The 1933-nt window shown below is 57.4% G+C and carries 2 protein-coding genes; one reads left to right on the top strand and one right to left on the bottom strand.

What is annotated here, in order from left to right:
• Positions 1-123: Na+/H+ antiporter NhaC family protein (locus ABYA88_RS16290; RefSeq protein ID WP_373188430.1), on the top strand; the 123-nt coding region annotated here is incomplete at its 5' end.
• Between the two features lie 10 nt (positions 124-133).
• On the opposite strand, the gene ABYA88_RS16285 is transcribed toward ABYA88_RS16290, so the two are convergent.
• Positions 134-1786: a methyl-accepting chemotaxis protein gene (locus ABYA88_RS16285; protein WP_373188429.1), complete on the bottom strand. Its 1653-nt coding sequence runs from the start codon at positions 1784-1786 to the stop codon at positions 134-136.
• Positions 1787-1933 lie beyond the last annotated feature (147 nt).

The following is a 1933-nucleotide window of genomic DNA, read 5'->3' as shown; positions in this document are numbered from 1 at the left end:
CCGACCGCCGGCCTCAACGTGGACGGCCAGCACAACCATATCTGGGATACGGTGGTGCCGACCTTTCTGCATTACAACCTGCCGCTGATTGCCTTTGGCTGGTTGGCGGTGATGGTGCTGTAAGTCGTTGCTTTCAGACCCGGAACTGCGCGACCAGGCCGTCGATCTGCTTGCCTAGCTGGGTCAGGTGTTCGCTGGCCTGGGCGGTCTGCTGGGCGCCGTCGGTGGTTTCGCGAGCCAGCTCGGCGGCTTCGGTTACGCTGCGGTTGACGTCTTCCACCACGGTCGACTGCTGGGTAGTGGCGCTGGCGATGGAGGCATTGAGCGCGACCATCTGCTGCATCGATTCAGCGATCTGATCCAGTGCGGCTCCGGCTGCATTGGCCTGCTGAACGCTGATTTCCGAGTAGCGGTCGCTTTGATTGATGACTTCTACTGCGCTATGCGTATTGGTCTGCAGCTTGTTGATCATGTTATGAATTTCTTCAGTCGACTTCTGGGTGCGCTGGGCCAGATTGCGTACCTCGTCGGCGACCACTGCAAAGCCCCGTCCCATTTCGCCAGCACGGGCAGCCTCAATAGCGGCGTTAAGGGCCAGCAGGTTGGTCTGTTCTGCGATGTTGCGAATCACATCGAGTACCGAGGTAATTTCCTGGGCGTCGCTGGACAGGCTTTCCATATGGCGGACGGCGGTTTTCACGCTGTCTGACAGGTGGCCGATCTGCTCAATGGTTTTGCTGACCTGGGTCCGTCCGTTATTGGCGCCCTCGTTGGCGTTCTCGACTTCCTGTGCGGCTGCGTTGGCATTTTGCGCGACGTCCTGAACGCCGTAGGTAATTTCATTGACCGCGGTGGCCATCAGCTCCATCTTCTCGGACTGCTGAGTCATGCCGCGCAGACTGGAGTCGCTGATCTGGTTCAGTTGCTGGCCAGCGCTGGTCAGCTGGTTGGCGCTGTCACCCAGTTGCTGGACGATGGTGCGCAGGTTGCTGATGAAGTTATTGAAGTGATAGGCGATCAGCGACAGTTCGTCGTGGGCATCATCATCGAGCCGGCGCGTCAGGTCCGCCTCACCGCTGGCAATATCACGCATGGCCTCTACGACGCTGTTCAGCGGTTTGGAGATGCTGCGGCCAATGATGAACAGGATAAGGATCATGGCCAGGGTAAGGAGGGTCACGAAAACCAGCATCTTGATTGCTTCGGCCAAAAACTTGGCTTCCAGGTCCGCAATGAAAATTCCGGTACCGATCATGTAGTCCCAGGGCTCGAAATGCGTGAAGGCGGCAATCTTCCTGTGGCCTTCTCCTTCGCCAGGATTCTCGCCGGGGCGGGACCAGGTGTACTCGATGTGCGCGGTGCCCTGCTCGCGGACCAGTTTGACCATGTCAGTAATAATGTTGGGGCGGCCATCGCTGTTGGTGATCGTGGTGAGGTCCACACCCTCGGTCTGCGGTGCCATAGGATGCATGATCATGACGTTGTTCATGTCATTGACCCAGAAATACTCTGTGCCGCCGCCATAGCGCATTCCGCGCAGCGCTTCCAGCGCCTGGGCCCGTGCCTGCTCCCCGGTCAGTTGGCCGGAGGCTTCCTTGGCCTGGTAGAACCCCATCATCGTGTGAGCCGATTCGACCAGGTGTGTGGCCTTGGTGATCTCGGCCTCACGATACTCCGTGCGCAAGGTGGTCAGGGTGGCCAAGGCCAGTAATGTCATGCTTACCAGCGCTACTACCAGGATCAGCCAGATACGCTGGCTTATTTTCATTCTGCGCAATAAATTCATCTACTTCCTCTCCCCGGAACCGTGGCCACACAGAGTGATCAAGCAATCTGGGCTGGCTGGACATATCTTGTTGTTATATCGACCGTCGAACAAAAAACCTGAGCGTTAATTTGTTGGCGGTAATGATGTCAATTTGACGTTATTTGG

The organism is Halopseudomonas sp. (assembly GCF_041579695.1).
Classification (GTDB): Bacteria; Pseudomonadota; Gammaproteobacteria; order Pseudomonadales; family Pseudomonadaceae; genus Halopseudomonas.
The sequence above is the reverse complement of the archived record's forward strand: the minus strand, read 5'-3'. Positions and strand labels throughout refer to the sequence as shown.